This window comes from Blautia sp. JLR.GB0024, from assembly GCF_037000545.1.
GTDB classification, from domain to species: domain Bacteria; phylum Bacillota; class Clostridia; order Lachnospirales; family Lachnospiraceae; genus Blautia; species Blautia celeris.
The window spans coordinates 57,523-82,227 of record NZ_JBANBF010000015.1 but is presented as its reverse complement, the minus strand read 5'-3'; the positions used below and the strand labels follow the sequence as shown (position 1 = coordinate 82,227).

At 44.0% G+C, this 24,705-nt stretch carries 19 protein-coding genes and 1 pseudogene; 19 read left to right on the top strand and 1 reads right to left on the bottom strand.

The window, feature by feature from the left end; translation table 11 throughout:
* Position 1: 1 nt before the first annotated feature.
* The 9 genes and pseudogenes from ligA (at position 2) to V8Q34_RS23100 (ending at position 11,861) form a co-directional block, all read left to right on the top strand.
* Positions 2-1,957 (top strand): NAD-dependent DNA ligase LigA, encoded by a 1,956-nt coding sequence (gene ligA, locus V8Q34_RS23140; protein WP_335836426.1) that lies wholly within the window; start codon positions 2-4, stop codon positions 1,955-1,957.
* Between the two features lie 17 nt (positions 1,958-1,974).
* Positions 1,975-3,533 (top strand): annotated as a pseudogene (gene cls / locus V8Q34_RS23135) (cardiolipin synthase).
* Positions 3,534-3,743: 210 nt separating this feature from the next.
* The gene (gene metA, locus V8Q34_RS23130; protein WP_054353482.1) at positions 3,744-4,664 is read left to right on the top strand and encodes a homoserine O-acetyltransferase MetA; all 921 of its coding nucleotides are present in this window, start codon (positions 3,744-3,746) and stop codon (positions 4,662-4,664) included.
* Positions 4,665-5,448: 784 nt separating this feature from the next.
* The gene (locus V8Q34_RS23125) at positions 5,449-7,209 is read left to right on the top strand and encodes an ASKHA domain-containing protein (RefSeq protein WP_335836425.1); all 1,761 of its coding nucleotides are present in this window, start codon (positions 5,449-5,451) and stop codon (positions 7,207-7,209) included.
* A gap of 278 nt (positions 7,210-7,487) precedes the next feature.
* Positions 7,488-8,300: a methyltetrahydrofolate cobalamin methyltransferase gene (locus tag V8Q34_RS23120; protein WP_103732223.1), complete on the top strand. Its 813-nt coding sequence runs from the start codon at positions 7,488-7,490 to the stop codon at positions 8,298-8,300.
* A gap of 49 nt (positions 8,301-8,349) precedes the next feature.
* Entirely contained in the window at positions 8,350-8,994 is a 645-nt protein-coding gene (locus V8Q34_RS23115) for a cobalamin B12-binding domain-containing protein (RefSeq protein WP_103732222.1), read from the top strand.
* Between the two features lie 65 nt (positions 8,995-9,059).
* Positions 9,060-10,226 (top strand): uroporphyrinogen decarboxylase family protein, encoded by a 1,167-nt coding sequence (locus V8Q34_RS23110; protein ID WP_103732221.1) that lies wholly within the window; start codon positions 9,060-9,062, stop codon positions 10,224-10,226.
* A 27-nt stretch (positions 10,227-10,253) separates the two neighbouring features.
* Positions 10,254-10,454, top strand: a complete 201-nt coding sequence (locus tag V8Q34_RS23105) for a hypothetical protein (RefSeq protein WP_227211034.1) — start codon at positions 10,254-10,256, stop codon at positions 10,452-10,454.
* A gap of 60 nt (positions 10,455-10,514) precedes the next feature.
* The gene (locus V8Q34_RS23100; protein WP_103732220.1) at positions 10,515-11,861 is read left to right on the top strand and encodes a TRAP transporter large permease subunit; all 1,347 of its coding nucleotides are present in this window, start codon (positions 10,515-10,517) and stop codon (positions 11,859-11,861) included.
* A gap of 95 nt (positions 11,862-11,956) precedes the next feature.
* On the opposite strand, the gene V8Q34_RS23095 is transcribed toward V8Q34_RS23100, so the two are convergent.
* Positions 11,957-12,898 carry a LysR family transcriptional regulator gene (locus V8Q34_RS23095; protein WP_103732219.1) on the bottom strand — a complete coding sequence of 314 codons (942 nt, stop codon included), beginning with the start codon at positions 12,896-12,898 and terminating at the stop codon, positions 11,957-11,959.
* A 253-nt stretch (positions 12,899-13,151) separates the two neighbouring features.
* Here V8Q34_RS23095 and V8Q34_RS23090 point away from each other — a divergent pair, with 253 nt between their 5' ends.
* The 10 genes from V8Q34_RS23090 to V8Q34_RS23045 all read left to right on the top strand — a co-directional run bounded on the left by V8Q34_RS23090 (position 13,152) and on the right by V8Q34_RS23045 (position 24,543).
* Positions 13,152-14,369: an MFS transporter gene (locus V8Q34_RS23090; protein ID WP_335836424.1), complete on the top strand. Its 1,218-nt coding sequence runs from the start codon at positions 13,152-13,154 to the stop codon at positions 14,367-14,369.
* Positions 14,370-14,475: 106 nt separating this feature from the next.
* Entirely contained in the window at positions 14,476-16,041 is a 1,566-nt protein-coding gene (locus tag V8Q34_RS23085; RefSeq protein ID WP_118593805.1) for an acyl-CoA carboxylase subunit beta, read from the top strand.
* Positions 16,042-16,069: 28 nt separating this feature from the next.
* On the top strand, positions 16,070-17,275 hold the full coding sequence (locus V8Q34_RS23080; protein ID WP_103732337.1) for a CaiB/BaiF CoA transferase family protein: 1,206 nt from the start codon (positions 16,070-16,072) through the stop codon (positions 17,273-17,275).
* Positions 17,276-17,292: 17 nt separating this feature from the next.
* Complete coding sequence (locus tag V8Q34_RS23075; RefSeq protein ID WP_103732336.1) at positions 17,293-17,763, top strand: biotin/lipoyl-containing protein; 471 nt, start codon at positions 17,293-17,295, stop codon at positions 17,761-17,763.
* Between the two features lie 11 nt (positions 17,764-17,774).
* Positions 17,775-19,481 carry a class I adenylate-forming enzyme family protein gene (locus V8Q34_RS23070; RefSeq protein WP_335836423.1) on the top strand — a complete coding sequence of 569 codons (1,707 nt, stop codon included), beginning with the start codon at positions 17,775-17,777 and terminating at the stop codon, positions 19,479-19,481.
* On the top strand, positions 19,472-19,978 hold the full coding sequence (locus tag V8Q34_RS23065; RefSeq protein WP_103732334.1) for a 4Fe-4S dicluster domain-containing protein: 507 nt from the start codon (positions 19,472-19,474) through the stop codon (positions 19,976-19,978). The genes V8Q34_RS23070 and V8Q34_RS23065 overlap by 10 nt, the downstream gene beginning before the upstream one ends.
* A 10-nt stretch (positions 19,979-19,988) precedes the next feature.
* Positions 19,989-22,067, top strand: a complete 2,079-nt coding sequence (locus V8Q34_RS23060; protein WP_335836422.1) for an aldehyde ferredoxin oxidoreductase N-terminal domain-containing protein — start codon at positions 19,989-19,991, stop codon at positions 22,065-22,067.
* Positions 22,067-22,354 carry a hypothetical protein gene (locus V8Q34_RS23055; RefSeq protein ID WP_054353318.1) on the top strand — a complete coding sequence of 96 codons (288 nt, stop codon included), beginning with the start codon at positions 22,067-22,069 and terminating at the stop codon, positions 22,352-22,354. Before V8Q34_RS23060 ends, V8Q34_RS23055 begins: the two co-directional genes overlap by 1 nt.
* Before the next feature lie 38 nt (positions 22,355-22,392).
* Positions 22,393-23,250 (top strand): SDR family NAD(P)-dependent oxidoreductase, encoded by an 858-nt coding sequence (locus V8Q34_RS23050; RefSeq protein WP_335836421.1) that lies wholly within the window; start codon positions 22,393-22,395, stop codon positions 23,248-23,250.
* A gap of 87 nt (positions 23,251-23,337) precedes the next feature.
* Positions 23,338-24,543: an MFS transporter gene (locus V8Q34_RS23045; RefSeq protein WP_335836420.1), complete on the top strand. Its 1,206-nt coding sequence runs from the start codon at positions 23,338-23,340 to the stop codon at positions 24,541-24,543.
* Positions 24,544-24,705 lie beyond the last annotated feature (162 nt).

Here is a 24,705-nt window from a genome sequence, read left to right as displayed (position 1 = left end):
CATGGACAAGACAGCGAGGATGAAAGAACTGATTCCTCTTCTAAATGAGGCGGCTAAGGCATATTACCAGGAGGACAGGGAGATTATGAGTAATTTCGATTACGATAAGCTCTATGATGAACTGGTTTTGCTGGAGCGTGAGACGGGGATCACTCTGACAGGAAGCCCAACGGCCATGGTGGGATATGAAGCATTGGACGAACTGCAGAAGGAAGCCCATGAAAGTCCCATGCTCTCCCTGGACAAGACAAAGGATGTGGAAACCCTGCGGGAGTTTATCGGGGACCAGAAGACTCTGCTCTCCTGGAAACTGGACGGACTTACCATTGTACTTACTTACCGGGACGGCAGTCTTTCAAAGGCAGTTACCAGGGGAAACGGTGTGGTGGGTGAAGTTATCACCAACAACGCCAGGGTTTTCAAGAACATTCCCATTCAGATCGCCCACAAAGGTGAGCTGATCCTTCGCGGGGAGGCCATTATCACCTATTCTGACTTTGAAAAGATCAACGAACAGATCGAGGATGTGGATGCCCGTTACAAAAATCCCAGGAACCTTTGCAGCGGTTCCGTGCGCCAGCTCAACAACGAGATCACAGCAAAACGGAATGTGCAGTTTTACGCATTCTCCCTGGTCCGGGCAGAGGGCGTGGACTTTGAGAACTCCAGGCAGAAACAATTTGAATGGCTGGCAGGCCAGGGATTTGATGTGGTGGAATACAGGATGGTGACAGCGGATACCCTGGATGATGCCATTGCCTATTTTTCAGACAAGATCACCCGCAATGATTTTCCCTCAGACGGTCTGGTAGCCCTCTATGACGATATCGCTTACGGTGATTCTCTGGGCAGCACTGCAAAATTTCCCAGGAATGCATTTGCCTTCAAATGGAAGGATGAGATCCGGGAGACTACTTTGAAAGAAATAGAGTGGAGCCCGTCAAGGACCGGACTGATCAATCCTGTGGCAGTCTTTGAGCCGGTGGAACTGGAAGGAACTACCGTGAGCAGAGCCAGTGTGCATAATATCAGTATCTTAAAAGAGCTGGAGCTGGGAATCGGAGATAAGATCCAGGTTTATAAAGCCAATATGATCATTCCCCAGATTGCGGAGAATCTCACAAGGAGCGGAGATCTGGAGATTCCCCATGTCTGTCCCGTCTGCGGGCAGGAAGCCAGGGTGGTCAAAACCAATGATGTGGAATCCCTGTACTGCATGAACACAGAATGTCAGGCAAAGAGAATAAAATCTTTCACCCTGTTTGTCAGCAGGGATGCCATGAATATAGACGGCCTGTCAGAGGCAACCCTGGAAAAATTCATATTAAAAGGGTTTATCAAGGACTTCGGCGATATTTTTGAGATCGAGAAGTACAGAGATGAGATTGTTTCCATGGAAGGGTTTGGACAGAAATCCTATGACAATCTGATCGCCAGCATAGAAAAGGCGTCCCACACCACCCTTCCGAGACTCCTATACAGCCTGGGAATCTCCAATGTGGGGATTGCCAATGCGAAGATGATCTGCAAAGAGTTCCGCTATGACCTGGGGAAGATCATACATGCCACACCGGAGGAAATCAGCAGCATTGAGGGAATCGGACCGGTGATCGCGGGAACCTTTACGGAATATTTTGCGGATGAGGACAATATGAAAAGGCTGGAGCACCTGCTGTCCCACCTGACCTTTGAGGAGGTAAAGACAGAGAGCACCCAGAGCCTGGAGGGAAAACAGTTTGTTATCACCGGAAGCGTGGAGCATTTTGCAAACAGATCGCAGTTAAAAGAATATATAGAGGAAAGAGGCGGAAAGGTTACGGGAAGTGTAACTTCCAAGACCGATTACCTGATCAACAATGATACCACATCCTCCTCCTCTAAGAATAAGAAGGCCAAGGATTTGGGGATCCCCATTTTATCAGAGGAGGATTTCCTGAAGCTTTCAGGGGAAGGATGACAGAAAGAAGGTAGGAAATGCAGTCCGAAGAGATGAAGAAGAAAGGGCTGAAGGGCGTTAAGACTATTATTTTCGGCAGGACCCTGATTGTGGTCTTTGCCTTCCTGGTCCAGTTTGCCCTGATCATCGCCAGTTTTATCTGGCTGAGGGATTACAGCTTTTATATTTATGCCGGATTTGTAGTTTTGGGAGTTCTGGTACTGCTGCATCTGTTCAACAGCAGAGGAAATCCGGATTTTAAGCTGGTCTGGATGATTCCGGTGACGGTGGTACCCGTATTCGGAGCGCTGTTTTATCTCTATATCAACAGCCAGCCGGGAACCAGGATGATCTACCAGAGACTTCAGTATCTGGGAAAATTCACAAAACAGTATGTGACCCAGAAGGAAAAAGTGAAAAAAGATCTGGAACAGAAAAGCCCCCAGATGGGGCATCTGGCCTCTTATCTAATGGAGTACGGCACCTGTCCGGTCTATGAGCATACCCTTGTGACTTATTTTCCGCTGGGTGATGAGCAGTTTCCGGCCATGTTAAAGGAATTGGAGAAGGCCGAGAAATTTATCTTTATGGAATATTTCATCCTGGAAGAGGGGTATATGTGGAATACGGTGCTGGAACTTTTGAAAAAGAAGGTCAGAGAAGGCGTAGAAGTCAGGGTCATGTATGACGGAATGTGTGTGCTGGCGCTGCTCCCCTCCTTTTATCCGAAAATCTTGGAGAAAGAGGGAATCCAGTGCAAAATGTTTGCCCCCATCAAACCGTTTTTCTCACCCCATTACAATAACAGGGACCACAGAAAGATACTTGTGATTGACGGCAGGGTGGCGTTTACCGGAGGAACGAACCTGGCAGATGAGTATATTAATAAGAAGGAACGTTTTGGCCACTGGAAGGACACGGCAGTCATGCTGAAGGGCGAGGCAGTGGAACGCTTTACCTTCATGTTTCTGGAAATGTGGGGTGTGTCAGAGCGTGGAGATCTGGAATATGAGCCATACCGGACGCCAAAGGATATGCAGATGCCAAATGACGGATATGTGATTCCCTATGATGTGATGCCTTATGGATATGAGCGCACAGGGAAACAGGTATATCTGGATATATTAAATACCGCACAGCGTTATGTACATATTATGACGCCGTATTTGATTCTGGACCATGAGATGATCATGGCACTGACTTATGCGGCAAAGCGCGGTGTGGAGATCTGCATCATCATGCCGCATATTCCGGATAAAAAGACTGCCTTTGCCCTTGCGAAGACGTACTACAATGAATTGCTGGAGGCAGGTGTGGAAATCTATGAGTATACACCCGGATTTGTCCATGCGAAAGTATTTACCTCAGATGATGAAAAGGCCATTGTAGGTACTGTGAATATGGATTACAGGAGTTTTTACCATCATTTTGAAGATGGGGTACTCTTTTACCGGAATTCCCAGATTTCCCATGTGGAGCGGGATTTCCAGGCTACGAAAAAAAATGTGTGAAAATATCAGTGGCAGATTACAAGCGGCTCAGCATTTTTAACAGAATAATGGGTAAAGTGCTCCGTATATTTGCGCCGCTGATGTAAAAATAAAGCAGCGGTTCGGTCTGCCAAATAGCTGCAAAAACAGTAACTGTTCAGTCAGGTCTGCGCATTTACTGCGCTGACCGTGCAAAAGAGTAGTGGCGGCAGGTATTCGCCCCATCGCGAAGCGATTTTTAATGGGCGAATACCCGTAACTATTTAGCTGGCTGAATAGTTACCAAAAACAATACATAAGGAAAGAAGGAATAGTACATGCCGATTAAAATACAAAGTGACCTGCCTGTTAAGGAAATACTGGAAAAAGAAAATATATTTGTCATGGATGAGGGGCGTGCGGTCCATCAGGATATCCGGCCGATCCGTATCCTGATCCTGAATCTTATGCCGCTCAAAGAAGAGACAGAGCTGCAGCTTCTGCGCTCACTGTCCAATACTCCTCTGCAGGTGGATGTATCTTTCATGATGGTTGCGACCCACGAGTCAAAAAATACGGCGACCAGCCATTTGAACAAATTCTATGAGACCTTTGACCAGGTAAAAGCCCATAAGTATGACGGAATGATCATTACAGGCGCACCGGTGGAGCAGATGGAATTTGAGGAAGTGGATTACTGGGAAGAGTTAAAGGAGATCATGGAGTGGACAAAGACAAATGTGACCTCCACCATTTACCTGTGCTGGGCTGCCCAGGCGGGGCTTTACTATCACTATGGCCTGAAGAAGAAAATGATGGACCACAAGGTGTTCGGCCTCTTCCGCCACAGGGTAAAAAACCGCAGGGTGCCCCTTGTGCGCGGATTCGACGATGAATTTTTAGCGCCCCATTCCCGTCATACAGAGGTAGCAGCAGAGGACATCCATGCCTGTGATGCGCTGACGATCCTGGCGGAATCAGAGGAAGCCGGAGTATTTTTATGCATGGCTATGGACGGCCGCCAGATCTTTGTCATGGGACATCCGGAGTATGATCGTGTGACTTTGGACGGAGAGTATAAGAGAGATAAAGGGAAAGGGCTGGATATAAAGCTTCCCGAGAATTACTATCCTGAGGATGATCCGGATAATAAGCCGCTTCTGCTGTGGAGGGCACATGCGAATAATCTGTATACGAACTGGCTCAATTATTACGTTTATCAGGCTACTCCTTATGATTTGGATGGGACACCGTTCTAAGGCGCATTTTAAGCGGTATTCGGAGGAATAAGAAGTCTCATAAAGTATCGTAAAATATCGCCGATTATCGTATAGAATGGAGTGGATTTGGAGTAAATACAGTACTCGTGTGGAGTAAATAATTTAAAATTCAGGCGGTATGACGAAGCTATCTTTATCGAAATATTTGTATGTTTAAGCCCCGGCATATGCTGGGGCTTGTACTATTGTTTGATATTTGTAATTCTGTTTCATAAAATGAATCGTCCGGCATCTCTGTGTTGAGGTGCTTTTTTGTATGTTTGAATACAAAGAGAATGCGAAAAAGATAATTAAAAAATGGTAAACAGAGTCTATATTTACATAAATAATCACAGATACAGATTGGCTTGCCAGGATAATACAAAAAAATATCCCTGCGGGATGCCACATCAGAAAGAAGTGGAGCCATATAATAAATTCACCCATTGACAAGCGGGGATTTTAAGCTCTTAATAGAGTTCTGATTGAGCTTTACATATGTAGATGAAATATTGTACCTTGAGAAAGGTTATATAGCTAGTCGCTTATAATATGATAAAAAGTATAAATTGGACATGATTTTTATTTGGCTTTATAATAAATAATGTAAAAGTCGGAATGAATTTTATTGTCAGTGTACAGGGAATTACGAGGGTAAACGTAGTTCCCTGTATTATTTACAAGTTACATTATTAGTTCTGAAAAATGTTGTTTAGTATATTGTCTTATTTTATATAGGTGCGATAAGGACAGTTTTTCTAGGAAAATAGATGGAGAATGAAATATGGGTTACATATCTATTTATTTTGTATTACAGGGGATAGAATTATCAGTGAAAAAGGGAATAATGTTGTCAGATGCAGTCCGTATGGCCGGATTTCATTTTGATTTTCCATGCGGAGGACATGGGAGCTGCAGGAAATGTGAGCTGGTTATCGCTGATGGTGAAACAAAAAAGACAGTATTGGCCTGCCAATTTCGTGTAGTATGTTCTTTAAAAGTGTGGGTATCGGAGTACAGGGATGCACAGCTTTTAACAGCGGCAGAACAGGGTGAAAACCATTGGAGACCGTATTGCAGGGGAATTCGGATAGATGTGCCAGGGGGATTTTCAAATCAATATTGTTCTGATACGCAGGAAATGGCACGATTGGCTGAGATAAAGGCAGAATTAAAAAAAGGCAGCCTTATCTTTGATAAAGATGCTGCAGCGGAATTAGAACTGCTGATAGAGCAGGGATATAGGAATGTGACACTTGTCCGATTCCATGATCGAATCATTTCTGCCTGTGAACAAGATCAGAAAATGGCATTGGCTGCTTTTGACATTGGGACAACATCGTTGGCGGGATATCTTCTGGACAGTGATGATGGGCATGTTCTTGCGGTGGCAAGCAGGTTTAATCCGCAGAGGTCATACGGAGCGGATGTGATCAGCCGTGCTGTTCATGAAGTGGAGACACATGATGGAGAACTTGGAAGACTTGTTCATAGAGCAGTGAATGAAATGATTGGAGAATTGACGGCACAGGCGGGCTTAAAACGTGCACAGGTTTGGCAGATCATGCTGACGGGAAATGTTTGTATGCATCATCTGTTTTTGGGTATATCACCACGTGCGCTTTTGCACGTTCCGTATCACGCAGCAATTACTGATGCTTACGAAGGTGAAGCCCGCGTATATGATCTGGATGCGTCTCCGGCAGCGAGGATACAGTTTTTGCCGAATCTGGCAGGGTTTGTGGGAGCCGACACGGTGGGATGTCTGCTGGCGACAAATTTTACCCGGGAAGAGAAAAAAACTTTGATGATTGATATTGGAACCAATGGTGAACTGGTCATGGGAACCAAGGAGAAAGCATACACTTGTTCCACAGCAGCAGGTCCGGCTTTAGAAGGTGCAAAAATATCCTGTGGAATGTGTGGTGTTCCGGGAGCTATCCAGCATCTTAATATAGAAGATGGTGAACTGAAGATTTCCGTGATAGGAAATGGGAGATCGTTAGGAATTTGCGGTTCTGGTCTGATCGATGCGATTGCGATTCTATATAAGGAGGGCATGATCGAGCCTCGTGGCAGAATTCAGAAAAAGGATAAGTTAAAAACAGAGTTTTCAAAAAAGAATGCATGGAGGGTCAGGCGTGAAAATGGAAAGAGCAGTATTTTATTGACAGATAAAGTGTCTCTCACGCAACAGGATATCAGGGAAGTGCAGCTGGCAAAAAGTGCCATTGCGGCGGGGATTCAGATTTTGTGCCGTAGGCTCGGATGGAAACCAAAGGATTTGGAGCAAATTCTGATTGCCGGTGCATTCGGTAATTATATGAATCCGGAGAGTGCATGTGATATCGGGCTTTTACCAGAAGAATGCCGTGGTAGGATACGCGGAATCGGTAATGCCGCCGGTGAAGGGGCTAAGCTGGCAATGTCGGATGAAGAGTATTGGATGCAGGCAATGCAGATTCAGAAGCATGTCGAATTTGTGGAGTTGGCCTCAGAAAAGGATTTTCAGGAAAGGTTTGTGAGAAACCTGGATTTTGGATAAGAATGACAGCTCTCCTTTTGGGGAGCTGTTTTTGGTGAAGAATACCTTGTATAGAAATATCTTATGTTCTTATTTGGTTTGTATTATAAGGCGTTCCAAACTATGTGAAAAACTTATAAATTCTGGAAGATAAAATTGTGAAAATAGCTGAAAAAATCGACAACCATAAATGATTCTTATTACAATATTTATAAAGTAAAATTTATTGTTCTAAGATACTTTGTTATAATTCAACCATACAGAAACTAAATAAAGTTATGAGTAAGGAGAAAAGCATCATGATTCTTATTGGGGAAAAGATCAACGGAGCAATTCCGAGTGTAGGAAATGCCATTGCGAACAGAGATGAAGCATGGATTATTGACCTGGTACAGCGTCAGGAAGCAGCTGGGGCTGACTATCTGGATGTCTGTGCAGGAACCACGCCAGAATTGGAGTATGATACGCTTTGCTGGCTGATTGATGTGGTACAAAGTGTTGCGAATAAACCAATCTGTATAGACAGTCCGGATCCGCACATGCTGCTGAGGGTATTTCCGAAGCTGACTAAGCCGGGACTGGTCAATTCCATTTCTATGGAGGGAGAAAAATGCGATGTGCTTCTTCCGCTTTTGAAAGAAAATCCGGAATGGGGAGTGGTTGCTCTTTGCTGTGACCCGAAGGGGATTGCAGAGAAAGCAGAGGACAAGTTTGCACTTGCGGTCCAACTGGTAGAGAAAGCAGCAGCTTATGGTATCACACCAGATAGAATTCATATAGATCCATTGGTACTTGCGCTTTCCGCAGTAGATAATTCAGCACTTGAATTTTGCAAAGCCATCAGAATGATCAAAGAAAAATATCCTAGTATCAATGTAACTGCCGCACTGTCCAATATTTCTTATGGAATGCCGGCACGTAAAGTTGTCAACATCAGTTTCCTGGTCATGGCCATAGAGTCCGGTCTGGATTCTATGATCGCGGATCCGCTGAATAGAGATTCGATGGGAGTGATGTATGCCACAGAGGCACTGATGCAGAAAGATAAGTATTGCAGAAAGTATAATAAAGCCTACCGAAAAGGGATTTTTGGAGTGAAGAAGACAAAATAAAGATTTTTAGTAACAGAGTATCAAGAACAGATAAAAAGGAGGATGTAATATGGTAAGCATGGAAGCACTCGCTGAGGCTATGGGGGAACTGGAGGAAGATACAGTAGTAGAGCTTTTAGAGCAGGTAATGGAAGAGGGGGGTAAACAGGCACAGGAGGCTATGGACGCATGTCAGAAAGGCATGGATATCGTCGGAAGCTATTTTGAAGAGGGCGAATATTTTGTGAGTGACCTGATTTTTGCCGGGGATCTGATGAGCCAAGCTGTAGGTATTTTGAAAGATGCTCTGATTTCTGGTGACGGTAAAGAAGGTCCTCAGACCTCGCTGATTCTGTGTACAGTACAGAATGACCTTCATGACATTGGAAAGAATATTGTTCGTTCTATGTTGGAAGCAGGTGGTTTTCATGTCATCGATCTCGGCATTGATGTAGCTCCCGGAACGATTGTAGATAAGGTTAAAGAGACGGATGTAAAAATCGTATTGTTAAGCGGTGTATTGACTTTAGCAATCAATTCTATGAAAGCAACAGTAGAAGCCTTAAAGGAGGCGGGATTAAGAGATTACTGCCATGTTCTGATCGGCGGTGCACCAGTAAGTGCGGAATATTGTGAGGTTGTCGGCGCAGATGCCTGGGCGCATAATCCGCAGACAACGGTACAATACTGCAAAGAGTGGGCAGCCGTGTCATAATAAGATATCAGCGGCTTCTGATCAGTTTAGATTATGAAAGCCGTCAGAATACAGGAGGGTAAGCAATGAATTTAAGTCAGGAGTACCATGACAATCTTCAGCGTGTCCGTGACTGTACGAATTTTAAACATGTAGATAGAATTATTCATTTGAGTAACTTTTATACATGGAAGATTCTTGATTCGGACAGACATGTAAAATTGAGCGAGGCAATGACCAGTTATGAGACACTGGAACTGATTCAGAGAGAATTTCAGGAGAAATACAAATTCGATGTTCATATGGATCTGAATACGCGCAACCTGATCCTTCCATCTCAGGCGATGGGGACTGGCAGCCATATCATGATTGATGATGTAAATGAGTCTATAAACTTTTATGATCATGTACTTATGGGGCAGGATGAATATCCGGACTATAAGAATCACCGTGCCGAAATGAATTGGAAGATGTTCAATCGTAAATACCCTAATTTGGATAAGAGACATTTTCTGGATGCATTTATCAAACAGCAGGAAGCGAGTGCGTTTTCAGGTTACATGGGGCGTATGATGGTAGAAGATTATGCCTGTCTTGGGGTATATGATACTGATGTTGCAGGCGGATCTGTGCAGGTACCGTTTGAGAGATTTCCAAAATATTATCGTGGTATAAAGGAAATTTCGTTTGACATGCGAAGAAAAAAGTCTGACATGCTGGATTGTTTGGATTATATTCAGGAGAATGAAATTATCCCGGGATTGAAGAAGACGCTTGCCGAGATGGAGGGAAAGGAACAGTTATACATGGCGGATTTTATGATCGCTATGCTGGCTCATGGAACGATTAGTCAGAAGCAGTGGGACATCTTCTATTGGCCATATTTAAAGGAATATTTGGATCTGATCGTGGCGGCGGGCAAGACGGTTGTTATCTATTTGGAGAACAGTATCATGCGTTTTGCAGAGTATTTTCAGGATTACCCTAAGGGCCATATTATCATGATTCTGGAACTAGATGATTTAGTAGAACTGCGTAAAAAACTGCCGAATATCTGTTTTGCAGGTGGTATGACTGCAGCTTTGTTAGGAAACGGAACACCGGAACAGTGCGTTGATCGTGTGAAATATCTTGCAAATGAGCTTGGTGATGGTTTTATCTTAAGTCAGGATAAGATGATGGCATTCCGAAATGACTGTCGTCGTGAAAATCTGGAAGCTGTCTGTGAATATGTAAATAATTTCCGTTGGTGATGAACACATCGGACAAGGAGGTATATCATGGGTTTATTTGATTATGGTACACTCACCCAGGAGCGTCAGGCGGAGGCTGCAAAGATTCCGGAAGAGGTACTTGCTGAGACTATAAATCTAAATTTTCCGGAAGGTGTAGAAGAGTTGGCTGCTCTGCTCACTTTTATTCCGGAAGAGAAGAGGGCTGCTGCTATTCAAGGTTTTATTGGCTCTATGCTGGTGACCTGAAAATTGTTACGGGAAAAAGGGGAATGAGCGTAAATACTGATAAGAAAAAGGAGAAACTTTATGGAACTAGGTGTTTGGGGAATTATCAAAGAGTATCCGTCCTTGATTGGACTGATTCCAATGGTTCTTTACATTATTTTGGCTTTCAAAAAGGGAATTGATCCGGTTATCCCACTTTTGATTTCTATTGTGATTGGCTGGCTTTTGACCGGAAATGGCGCAACTGTATTTGGTCAGGAGGTGGGAACTTCTCTTTCCAGTGTTTTGGGTCAGGTAGGATTCCTATCCATGGAAGGTGCGGGTTTGGGTATTGTATTAAAGGAGGCAGGTGTCAGTGCAACGCTATGTAAGCTGATTGCCAATAAGCTGGGGGTCAAGACGCAGAAACAGGCACTGATCACGCTTATGGTTTGTCAGTTTATCCTGGCTACCTGCGTTGGGTCTGGTGTATCTGCGGCCGCTATTGTTATGCCGGTGCTGCTTCCGATGCTGGCTTTGACTGGTGTTACACCGGTTGCTGCAACAGTTGCTTTTATCCTTAGCGGACTTGCAGGCATGCTGTTAGCTCCGTTTGCTGCTCCGAATATTATGGCAATGAGCCTGACTGGGTTAAGTTATCCACAGTATTTGTTGTGGGGAGCAGGTCCGTATCTTATTGTTATGCTGATCACTGCGGTGATTTTAAGTTTTTGGATTGACAAGAAAGCAAAGAAGGATCCAAATGGAGAAAAATATGAGTTGAGTGATGCAGAAAAGGATATGACTGCTAAACCGACTCAGAAAGAAAAAATCACTACGATAGCTTTTATTGTAACCTTTGCACTTTGTATTGCTTACGCAATTGCATTCCGTCAGGGCATGGCATTTGTTATTTTTGTTCTTCCGTTTTTGGCAGTTGTTGTGGCAGTGTTTTCAAGAATGGGTGTTAACAAAGCCTGTGATGCTTTTTATACCGGCTGTAAGAACACGATATCGGTATTTATTATCTGCGTACTGTATCAACTTCTGGTTGATGTGGTAAACGTAGCAGGCGGTTTTGAAGCACTGAGTAATCTGTTTGTTGGTCTGGTTGGCAGCAGCCCGTCGAAATCAACGGTTATGTTAATGGGGACCTTTGTAGGTGCATTTGGTGTTAACGGCGGCGCGGCTGCCCAGATGCAGATTATCCATGAGCTGTTCCTTCCAATGATTCAGCAAAATGGCTTGGGTATGGGATTGTGGTCTATTGTTCTGGTTGCAGGATCTTATGTGACTTCTATTATCTACCCTAACGCAACAGTCCTCGCTCCCATGGGTATTGCACGAAGTAAAGATTTCAAAAATATGATGATTTGTATGTGGATATCCAGTGCGATTATCATGGCATTCTGTGTACTGTATTGTTTTATTATGCCGATGATTTTTTAATATGTGATAAATGAATAGTATTTCCCCTTTTTGTTGTGCATAAAAATGGCGGCTGGAGGATATTCCGGCCGCTATTTCCGATTGGTCTATAAAAATTAATGAATAGAAAACATTTCGCCTGAAAATTGCTGGTGATGTTTTCGCTGAGATTGAATTTCCTGGATGATGTAATCAAATAGCTCTTTATGTTCCAGATTATATTTCTTTTCTGTCAGCCAGGAAATAGCAGTTCGGCGAATCATGGTATCGTCAGAGAATGGAATAGCTACGTATCCGTTTCCATAGGTTTTTTCAAAAAAACTTTCAGGAATCAGATTGGCAAAGTGGTCCGTGTAGGCACATTCCTTTATTGCAGCATAGTAATCAGGATAGTCAAGTTCATGTGCATAGACTGGGGTAAAATGATATTCCTGAAACATTTGGTCATTATGAAGGCGTGTTGGCTGATAACGGTTTAATCCGGTTAATTCAATATTCTTGAGATCTGCAATGGAGATGCTTTTACGGGAAGCAAACGGATGACCAGAGGAAACCACTAAGATATACTGTTCTGAAAACAGGATTTGGTTTGTGACTTGATCATCAATGATTGGAGGGCAAGTTACTGCAAAGTCAATCATGCCATTTTTTAGAATAGCCAAAACCTGTTCTTCATCACCAAATAGTTTCTTTATGCCAACAGATTGAAAGGAATCAAAATTTCCGGTTATGGAGAGTGCAGAAAAAAATAATGTGCTGACAGAAAAACCGATGGTAATAAAGCTGTTTCCTTCATTTTGACGAAATTCTGCAGCCGCCTGGGTGAGGCGGTCATGTGCGTCTTTTAGTTCTTTAAAGTAATGATACAGATGTTCTCCGGCAGGCGAAATGATCAGCTTTTTTCCTTCACGGTAAAAAAGCTGTACATCCAGTTCACTTTCCAGACGGCCAAGTGCAAGGCTTAAGGCCGGCTGGGAAATATATAATTCCTCGGCTGCTTTGCTAAGATTCATATGTTTAACGATTGTAAGATATTGTTTGACTTGCTGGTAATTCATAGATACATCCCACCCCTCTGACGTTTTAAGTTACCAATAAGTCTATCATTTTTATAAATAAAATACAAGAAACAGATATTATTTTGTAACAGTTCAGACAAGCTGAACTGTTACGCATCCAGCCATTAAGAATCCCTTTGCGATGGGCTGGATGCCTGTCTTCGGTACGTTTTCATACGGTCAGCGCAGTAAATGCGCAGACCTGTCTGAACTGTTACATTATTTTACAAGATTGTATGACTGGAGGAGAATTGTGCGTAGAAAGATATATCCCTGGATCATATGTCTGATGAGTACGCTTCTGATTTCCTGCTGCATGGGAATCACGAATGGGACGTTTTCCGTGTTCCAGCCCTATCTGGTAGAAAGCGGTCTGACGAATACGCAGGCATCCATGATTCTTACCGTAAGGAACATATTTGGCTGTCTTGCGATTGCGTTTAGTTCTCAGTATTACGAACATATGGGACTGCGCAGGGGTATGACATGGAATGTCTGTATTGGAATGATCGCTTTTGTCATCTACAGTGCCGCAAGAATATATCCGGTATTCATGATTGGGGCGGCAATGTCCGGAATCTGTTATGGATGGGGCGGTATCCTGCCTGCTTCTATGCTCATCCGGCGTTGGTTTAAAAAGAACCGCACACTGGCTTTAGGAATCAGCGGCAGCGGCAGCGGTGTGGCAATGCTGATTTTACCAGTGCTCCTGACATCTGTTATCGAAAATAAAGATATGTATGCAGCTTTTAGATTAGATGCCCTTCTGATGGCCATAACTGCAGTTCTGCTTTATCTGACGATCAGAGAGTCTCCGGAGGAGGCAGGACTTATGCCCTGGGGTTATGAGGAAGAAAATGAGAAAAGGAAAGTTGTAAATGAAGGAGCCGGACTTACCTCCGGAGAATATGCAATGCTGCTTGTGTCCATGCTTTTCATGGGAATCAGTACCCAGCCGGAAGTCAATCATATATCGGTATATTTTCATGAACTGTCATTCCATCCTATGCTTGCCCCCAGGACAATATCCGTAATCGGATTTTTCCTAATCATCGGAAAGTGCGTGTATGGATATCTGGTTGATATCTTCCAGGCTTTTTATGTGAATCTGGTGTATTTTCTGGGAATTATTGCCGGACTGTTTTTTCTTGTTCTTTGCAAAAGTGGCAATACGGTGTTTGCATATATGGCGAGCGTGACACTGGGGTACGGGACGTCTCTTGCAACGGTGGGGATGATGTCCATTGCCGGAGATTTGGAAACTCCCGAAAAATACATGCGGACCGGAAAATATTTTCAATTGATATATCTTGGAGCAGTTCTGGTGTTCAGTGCGGTTCCCGGAATTGTAGCGGATGCAGCAGGAAGCTATCTGCCAGTATATATCTTGGCCCCGTGTCTGATGATCATAGGTATGATATTGGTGCAGACAGTATATATCCGGCATGGAAAAGGATTTATTCATAAGTAAAGGTTATTACATACTTAATTTTATAAAATTTACAAAACGCAGGAATTTGGTAAAATTTATATTAGATAGAAAAAACATTGATGATAAAAAAGGAGCGGAATGATTTATGGTTGAGTCGAACAAAGGCAAGCTGCTCGAACTTATTGAGAAGAAAAAAAAATGGATAAAAGGCGGCGGGGACGAAAAAATCAAAAGGCAGCATGACCGTGGAAAACTGACTGCGCGGGAGAGGCTGGGCCTGCTTTTCGACGAGGGGTCCTTTGTAGAGTATAATATGTTTGCCGGGCCGGATTGTAATCTGCATGGTTTGGATAAGGAATATGCACCGGGTGACGGTGTGGTGGTTGGGTACGGAAAGGTAAATGGACGTCTCACCTATGCAGTATCCCAGGATTTCACCGTACTCGGCGGCACTATGGGACAAAATCACTGCAAGAAAATCAATCATGCCAGTGAGGAAGCGGCCAGGAACGGCTGTCCTTGTGTTTATTTCTGGGACAGTGGTGGGGGACGTATTCAGGAGGCTCATTTCCGCGATGTGATCAAGTGTACCATGCTGGCAGCGAAAAACTCCGGATATATTCCCACTGTGTCAGTTATTATGGGAGCCTGTGCAGGTGGTTCTGCTTATGCCCCGATTTTGAATGACTATATGATCTGCGTAGATAAAACCAGTAAATTTTTTCTCTGTGGACCGGATGTGATCAAGGCAGTTACCGGTGAAACAGTCAATGATGAGGAACTGGCCGGAGCCTGGACAGAGAATATGATTTCCGGAAATGCACAGCAGTGGGCAGCCAATGATGAGGAAGCTGTCTGGCATGTGAAGAAATATCTGAGCTATATGCCGCAAAACTGTAATGAGAAGACGACCATTTACCCTTACAAGGATGATATTGAACGCCGTATCATGGAGTTGGACACTATCATTCCGGATGATTCTAAAAAGCCATACAGCTGTCATAAAGTGATCGAACTTCTGGCCGACGAGAACAGTATTTATGAGTATCAGCCTTACTGGGCACGGAATATTGTCTGTTGTTTTGCGCGCGTGATGGGAGAGACGGTTGGTTTTATTGCTAACAACACAGAGGTGAAGGCAGGATGCTTTGACATGGATGCGTCCGATAAATTTGCCCGTTTTGTGGATATTTTGGATTGCTACAACATCCCGATGATCACTCTTACGGATACACCCGGTTTTCTGCCTGGAAAAAATCAGGAACATGGAGGCATCATCAGACATGGTGCAAAAACTTTGGAGGCCTGTTACCGTGCTACGATTCCGAAAATTCAGGTGGTCCTCAGGAAAAACGTTGGCGGTGCCTGTCTGCCTATGGGATATAACCTATTCAATTTAGATGTAAACCTTTATTGGCCGACTTTCGACTATGGTATCATGAATCCAGAATCTGCATGCAGGATCATTATGAAAAACAAGATGAAGGCGGACCCGCAACATGCGGATGAAATTTTGGCGGAAGCCGTCCATGAATTTACAGAGGCCAGGACACCGTATTCTATGTGTGCACACATGTGGGCGGATGATATTATTGAACCGAATGAGACCAGAATGCGTTTGATCAAGGCGCTGGAATTTTTGAGAAATAAGAACCCGGAACTCATACCAATTCCGGAAAGAAAGAAGAAACATTCCGTCTCTCCGAGATAGGGAGACTGGAGGAAAGGGGAGTGAAAAGATGGGAATTCGTCCATTAGAAGGTTACAGAGTATTTGATTTCACAGTGGCAAAGTCCGGGCCGTATTGTACAGCTATTTTGGCGGATTTTGGTGCGGAGGTAATACATATTGAGAATCCGGCACGTCCGGATCCGGTACGTGCAATGAAGCCAGGCTATGATGGGACATCCACAGAATATTTAAATATTCACCGTGGGAAAAAGTCTGTTCAAATAAATGCAAAGACGGAGGCAGGGCGTGAACTGGCCTATAAGCTGCTCAAAAAGTGTGATGTGTTTGTGGAGAATGGTAAGCCTGGATCAGCGGAAAAGATGGGGCTTGGATATAAAACGGTAAAGGCGGTGAAGCCAGATATTGTCTATGCGTCAATCTCGGGCTTTGGGCAGGATGGACCTTATCGGGATCGTGCCGCATTTGACACTGTAGTCCAGGCTATGAGCGGATTTATGAGTCTGACCGGACCGCTGGGTGGTCCATTTACCAAGGCGGGGCCATCTATGTCAGATATGATCACCGGAATTATGACGGCTCTCGGTGTAGCTATGGGATTACTCCGAAGAGAGAAGACAGGGGAGGGAACTTACCTGGATGCATCCATGTTTGATATATATACTTCCTTGATGGAAGCTGCAATTGCAGATTATGTCAATGCCGGAGTTATCAGGAGACCTATTGGAAACCGCCATCCGTCTAACTCGATTGCAGAACCGGTAAGATGTAAGGACTCAGAATTTATTCTCCAGATGTTCGGCGATGAGATGCACAGACGTTTCTTTGCAGAGTTTGATATGCCGGATCTGACGAAAGATGAGCGCTTTAAGGATGGAGCATCCCGTGTGGCAAACAGAGATGTCTTGATTGATGAATATGTGAATCCGGCGCTTGCAAATTATACTATGGCAGAATGCCGTGAAAAGCTGACCCGTGCAAAATGCCCATTTGGTGAAATGAATACCATCGAGCAGCTGGTAGAGGACCCGCAGTTCAGACATCGTGAATGTATGATTCCGGTTACGGATTCAAAGAATGGTACATATCAGATTTATGGATCTCCGTTTAAGTTCAATAACTTTGACATGCCGAGGAAGACTTTTGCAGCACAAGCTGGTGAGCACAATGTAAGCGTACTCCGGGATGTGCTGGACATGAAGGATAATGAGATTAAAGACATTTTCGGCCGAATGGGTGTGAATGTGGATATTTAAGGAAGGAGGAGTTCTTAATGAACCAGGCGGTTGTACAGATTCCGCTGAATGGCCTGTTGGTATCAATAGCAGTCATTGTTTGCGTTATTATATATCTGAAATATAAATCATCCACACATGACAGGGGTGGAACTGCGCAGCAGGGACCCGTTCCTTTTTCCGAACCAAGACCATTTGCAGAGCCGATTCCGCCGGTACGGATGCCGGCAGCTCCAGTCGTGCCGGTGGCTGACAGAAAAATACGGCCGAGCCGTTATGTCTATGACCAGCAGTATTTCGAGCGTCATTATGCAATGCTTGAAGGCAGTGTGGATGAAGTACCGGCCAAGGTAGGCAGTGAGGTGAAAAAAGGTGATATTATACTGAAAATCAGGCATCAAGGGATAGAATGCGACCTGCGTGCATCGGCAGAAGGACGGGTCCGCGAAATAAATTGTAAGGCAGGAAGTTCTTTTCGGAGAGATGAACTTTTATATGTCATCCAGTAGGAGCGTATGTTATGATCGGAACAACGAAAGAACGTTTGATGGAACTAGACCGATTGTATCCGCATTGGGAAGAAGATACACTGTGGACCCGGTTTAAAAAAAATGCGATATATTTTCAAGACCATGTTTTTTTGATATACAAAGACCGTGAGTATACTTATGCTGAGTCGCTTCAGGAGGTTAACCGGCTTGCAAAGAGTTGTTATGCATGTGGTATGAGCGGGCAGCATGTTGCAATTTTGCTTTATAATTCTCCGGAGTTTGTATTTCTAACTTTTGCACTTGCTAAAATTGGTGCAGTAAAAGTGCCAATCAATATGAAACTGTCCATGGAAGAGAAGGCATATATCATACGGCAGTCTGATTGTCACTATGTAATTGGTCATGCCATTGATAAAATTCCTTTTAAATCGCTCTCTTCATTTGTGAAGTGTATAGTAATCTGTCATGGAGAAGAGCCGGATACACAGACGGAAAACAAAATAATTGAATGGTCACATTTCTTTGGTATGGGACAGGAGTTAGTTGATTCTCAATGTTTTGCAGTGTCAACTCCCGAATGCCTGTCTGATATTCTGTATACATCCGGAAGTACAACATTTCCTAAAGGGGTCATGTTAACGCATGATATACTGCTTCGCTCTTCTTTTGGAACATGCCGTACCAGGAGAATGGAGCTGGGGAGAAGGATATTCGTTCCGATTCCCTTATATCATATTTTTGCGTACAATGAGGGACTTTTGGCAGCCCTGTGGGTAGGTGGATGTATTGTTTTAGCCCATAAAAAGGCTGATGGTGAGTATATTTTAAATTTACTAGAGAGGAGCAGGGCTAACGATATTATCTGTGTACCAGTCATCATGATCCATCTTCTGGAGGCACTTGGTGAACAAAATGCAGAGTTTCCTTTTTTACATGCCGGATATTGGGCATCAACCTGTCCTGACTGGGTGTGGAATGCGGCCAAGGAAAAGCTGGGTATCAGCGATGTGACAACCGGTTATGGAATGACAGAGTGTGGTTCGACAACTACTATGTTTTCTCCAAATTGTACGACAGAAGAATTGATAGGATATCAAGGGTATAGGAAAGACTGCGGCTGTGCCGGAGATGGAGCGCCCGACGGGAAACTTTTGGAGATGCAGATTCGGGATGCAGAGACAGGAAATGAGATTTTGGTGGGACATACCGGCGAATTATATTGCCGTGGACTCACTGTGACAAAGGGATATTATAAAAACGATGAAGCGAATCAAAAGAGTTTTGATAAAGATGGTTGGTTTGCAACGGGAGATATCGGTAAAATGGATCTACGGGGGCGATTTACTTTTCAGGGAAGAAAAGATCACATGTATAAAATTAATGGTGAGAATGTGTCACCGCAGCATCTGAATTATGTGATCGGCAGTTGCCGGCAGGTGAAAGCGGTTGAAACTGTTGGGATTGAGAGTATGAGATATGGTGCGGTGGGCGTTGCCTTTATAGATTTGGAGAATGACACAAAAGAGTGTAGGAGTGAAATTACTGACTATATTTTCAGACATCTGTCCAAGTTCCAGATACCAAAATACATTGTATGCGGAGACAGCAGTTCTTGGCCACGTACTTCTTGTGGAAAGATAGCACCTGGAGAATTGAAAAAAACAGCATTGATTTATGTGGAATGTTATGAAAAAAAGCATATGAAAAAAGGAGGAAAGGCTATTATATGGATATAAAGCAAGAAAAACCGTTGACGGAGAAGACGGAAAAGCCGCATCCTCTGAGCGCAATGCCAAAATCAAAGCATATTGTGGTAGATACAGAGGCATGCGGTGGATGCCTGACCTGTGAGTTTGCATGTTCTGCCCGGCATTTTGAGGGGGTATGCAATGCGGATTATTCCGCAATTCAGATTGGTGCGGATATGCTGGATTATCATTTTGATGCGGCTGTATGCCGGCAGTGCAGGTCTGCTTCTTGTGTGGCTGTATGTAAAAAAGGCGCTTTGAAATTTGATGAGCACACAGGGGCGAGATATGTGGATAAGGAATTATGCATAGGATGCGGACTTTGTGTAAAGGCCTGTCCGTTTTCAGATGAAAAAAATCCTTTGATCAGACGCGTGCGAATAGGAAAAAAGCAGGTGATTGTGAAATGTGATCTCTGTCATGGGTTTGAAGACGGTCCACTCTGTATCAAGATCTGTCCGAAACAGGCGGTTTCATTAAAATAGGAGGTTGGGTATGAGCAGGAAATTGGAATATGGATGGAACGGAAAGATGTTGCTGATCGATGTGGCGGCTCAAACCTCTGAAGTGCTGGATATATCAGAGTTGTGTGATGAATATATCGGATGCCGTGGGATTGCGGCTAAATTAGTTGAGGAATATGGACACCCGGGTGTAGGAGCTTATGATGATGACAATGATTTGATTTACATGGTCGGACCTTGCTGCGGGACTCCGGTGTTGGCCGGCAGCCGCGGATATTTCTTTGGTGTTGGACCGCAGTGCTACCCAGAACACTGGACGCGCTCATCTATAGGCGGACGTGCAAATCTGGGTATGAAACAATGTGGGGTTGACGGTATTATCTTAAAACATAAATCAAAAGAACCTGTGGTGATTGAAGTTACGGATGACACGAAGGAACCGGTGCATTTTTATGATGGAACGCCTTACTGGGGAGCTCTTAGTGTGGATACCCAGAAGATGATGAAACAAAAATTTGGCCAGGAAACTGAGTCCTGTGTGATTGGGCCGGCAGGGGAGAACCTTGTGCGCTTTGCAGGTGTTTTCAGTGACCGCGATAACGCCGCAGCACAGGCAGGTTTTGGCGCGGTATTTGGAGACAAAAAGATTAAAGCAGTTGTATTTAACGGACATCAGGGAACACGGGTACAAGATCTGGATACAATTCTGAAACTTAGGGAGGAATGCTTTGGATTGAAAGCTATTCCGAAGCAGAGGGATCCGCTTCCCGGCACGATGGGTATCGGTTCTGCTCCTACAGGAGCAAAAATAATAACGCAGGAGATTCTTGATAAAGGCGAGGCCTCTTATATTACCCAGAAGGGAAATGCCTGTGCTGGCTGTGGTATCCCATGCCATCTGGCCGGATATACCTTTGTACGCGGTTCAAAAGGCGCTTATCAGACGAACTGTGATACCACCAATAGTTCCAAATGTGTTGCGAAATTTGTCTATGGATGGGCTGCCCTTTGCCCCATGGAACTGGAATGGCTGGAAAAAGGGCTTGGAAGGAATTACCGTTGGCCCATGGATTTCCGTCGTGGTGCAGAATGTGCTTATATGATCAACAACTATGGTTTGAATTCCTGGGAAGTCGTGTCCTTGTTCATGTGGCTGACTGAACTGGAGTGTGCCGGTGTAGATATGGATAAATTGACAGGCGTGCATTGGGATGTGGACGATCCCACCTTGTTTCCTCGTATTATTGAAATGTATGTCTACAGACGCGGATTCGGCAATCAATTGGCAGAAGGAATGGCCAGATGCGGCGAAGAGATGGGCGGCATCTATCGCAAGTACAGCGATCATGCAGTACAGGGTATGTGTAACCATTCTCTCGGAACCGGCGGCTGGTTTGCGCTGAAATATCCATACTGGATATCCTGTGCACTGATGGCAGCAGTAGGGACAAGGGATCCCATGTCTGATCAGGGTCACAAATATCCGGATTTTTGCGGAAGAAGAGAACCATTTTTACGTCTGCCGGAGTTGGCGAAGGAGTATTATGGTGCAGATGGAACGATTGATCCGGACCCGGCATGGAAAGAGTCCATGGACGAGGAAACTTATCATGACATGGCTTATGCACAGAAAGAATATGTCTCCCGAACGATGGAGTTGTACGGAATTATCTTAGGATCCGGAGTATTTTGTGATACGGTCTATCCTCAGACGCTCGCTCCGAAGAGAGAAGACCGTGGATATAAAGGTGATTGGGAGATGATGGCGAAACTTCTTACTGCGGTCACTGGCGTGGAATACGATAATGAAAGTCTGTTTGCCCGTGCAGAGAAGATCTGGAACATGGAGCGCTGCTACAATGTTTTGGAAGTGGGAAGATGCAAGAAGGATGACATGCAGATCATCCATTGCCATGATGCAAGGGATGGAGATTGGACAACAGGGACCAAAATTGATCCGGTTCGTTTCGAAAAACTCCTTGACCGTTATTATAAGCTTGTAGGCTGGGATGAAAATGGAATCCCGACAAGAGAGAAATTATTAGAGTTAGGCCTTGATAAGTATAATGAGCGTATCAAGGAGATTCGGGCCAGAGGAGGGCATGCGTGATGAAAGAAAATATGGAGTTTTATGCCAGGTGCTCTTATTTCTGGCCAAAATTCCACGACGAGGGCGCAATCGTGTACAGCACGGTCGTGGAATGTGGATATAAGGAACCGTTAACCTGCAGAACCAGGGAAGAGGCAGATGCGATAATAAAAAAAATGAATGAAGATCGTCCTTGTCCTAAATGTCAAAAGATTCATAAATGGAAAGCTATGACGGAATTTGAAATTGGCCAGCAGGAAAATATGATTGCAAATATTATGAATAAAGATATTTCCAAACAGAGATAAAATTGTCAGATAGATAATATGTCAGGAGGAAAAGATATATGAGGACATGGTTGATCACAGGATGCTCCAGCGGAATGGGAGCAGGTATTGCAAAGGCTGTGCTCGCGAAGGGTGAGCAGGCGGTCATTACTGCGAGGAGCGCGGAAAAGATGAAAGAAATCTGTGATAAATATCCGGAGACTGCTTTGGGGATTGCATTGGATGTGTGTAGTCAGGAAAGCATTGATGCAGCATTTGATGCGGCGGTTGCCAAATTTGGTAAGATTGATGTTTTGGTCAATAATGCAGGCTATGGGTACCGTTCATCTGTGGAAGAGGGCGATAAGGAGGCTGTCTATGAGCTGTTTGAGACCAACACATTCGGACCTGTGGAATTGATAAAAAAAGTGCTTCCGGGAATGAGAGAAAGACGTAGTGGTGCGATAATTAACATCACTTCCATTGCAGCAGTACGTTCTGCAGTGGGCTCTGGCTATTATGCAGCAAGCAAGGCGGCTTTGGAGTATATCAGTGAGGGACTTTATAAAGAGGTAAGTCCACTTGGCATCAAGGTTATGATCGTGGAGCCGGGGGCTTTTAGGACCAGTTTTTATAAGGAGAACAACCTGAAGGGAAGTGAGCATAAGATCAGTGATTATGCAGAGACTGCATGGACAAGGGATCCGAAACTTGGATCACATAAGACCAACCAGCTTGGTGATCCGGATGCCATTGGTAACGTGTTAATAGAACTGCTTGACAGGGAGGATACTCCCCAGCGCTATGTGATGGGTTCTGATGCCTACAAAGCTGTAAGTGGTGCACTGAAAAATCGAATCATAGAGGTAGAGAAATATAAAGATTATAGTTTTCGTACTGATTTCAAGGAAGGAGAAGGCTCTACTCTAAATATCTAGTCTTTTACAGTAACTTCATAATATACAGGGTGCGGCAGCAGGATAACAAGCTTGCTGCCGTTTCTCAATATAATAGGGGAAAATTTTATGAAAAATGTATCTACAAGACGATATGTTTATCTGGTACTGAATTTTGTTATTTTGCTTCTATTGGGAATTGCCTACGCATGGTCAATATTTGTCGGTCCGTTGGAAAATGCTTATGGATGGACCAGAATGCAGACTTCACTGGCATTTACGATTCTCATGGTTGGTTTTTCCGGAGGAAGTCTCCTGGCAGGAATATTAGCGAAAAAAATCGGGTTTTCTAAAATATCCATGATTGCCTCCTTATTGGTTGGCGGAGGGCTTGTGGCAACTGCTTTTACCAGTAGTATTTCGGTGCTCTATGTGACCTATGGTGTGCTTGCAGGCCTTGGTATCGGTATGATCTATAACACTATTGTATCTGTAATTCCCCTATGGTTCCCGGATAAGAAAGGGATGGTCACGGGTCTTCTTCTGATGGGTTATGCGTTGTCCACTAGTATTTTAAGTCCCATATGCCAGTGGCTTCTGGTCTCTTTTGGACCAAAGACGACGTTCTTGACTTTTGGAATTTTGGATTTTGTAGTATTTCTACTTGGCAGCTTTTTTATGAAAGAACCGAATACAGCGGAACTTGCTGAACTGCCGGAGATACAGACGACAATTGCTGATCAGGAAATGAAAAATTATACTACCAGCGAAATGCTGCATTCTGTAAAATTTTATGTATATTTTCTGGGCGCGAATTTTTTGGTCATGTCTGCACTTGGATATTTGAATCATGTGGCTCCGGCTCTGCAAAGTGAGATGGGGATGTCAGCAGTGGCGGCTGCTTATGTTGTAAGCGCTATGAGTTTATGTAACGGAGTTGCGAGACCTTTGGCCGGGCGGATGTTTGATAAGTTTAGTATCAGGTTTGTGCTTCGGGTTATTTGCCTTATTTATGCAGTATCCGCATCTCTGGCAGTGTTTGCGCTGAACAGTCATGCGACATGGCTTTTGGTTGTTGCGTCATGTTTGCTTCTATTTGGATATGGTTTTCAGGGGGCATCACTTCCGTGTGTGATTCGGAGATTTTATGGGGATGAATACTTCTCTATGAATTATTCTATTGTCAGTCTGGTAAGTCTGACAGCATCCTTTTGTCCAAGTTTCGTAGGAAAAATGCAGGTTCTGTCCGGTTCCTACTCTTTGGGGTTTGCAGTGATGGCTGTTTGCTGCGTAGCCTCGATTCCGCTGATGTTTATAGCGGGGATAGAAAAATAATATTATAAATAAGCCATACGCTTGGCTGGAGTGCATGGCTTATAGATAAGAAAAACGGGAGAACCTTTTCCCTTCTTATATATTGCCATACAAATTAGAATGTGTCTAGTGCGATAGATTTATAGAGATATTAAAAAACTAATTATTCATGTATACTTCTGT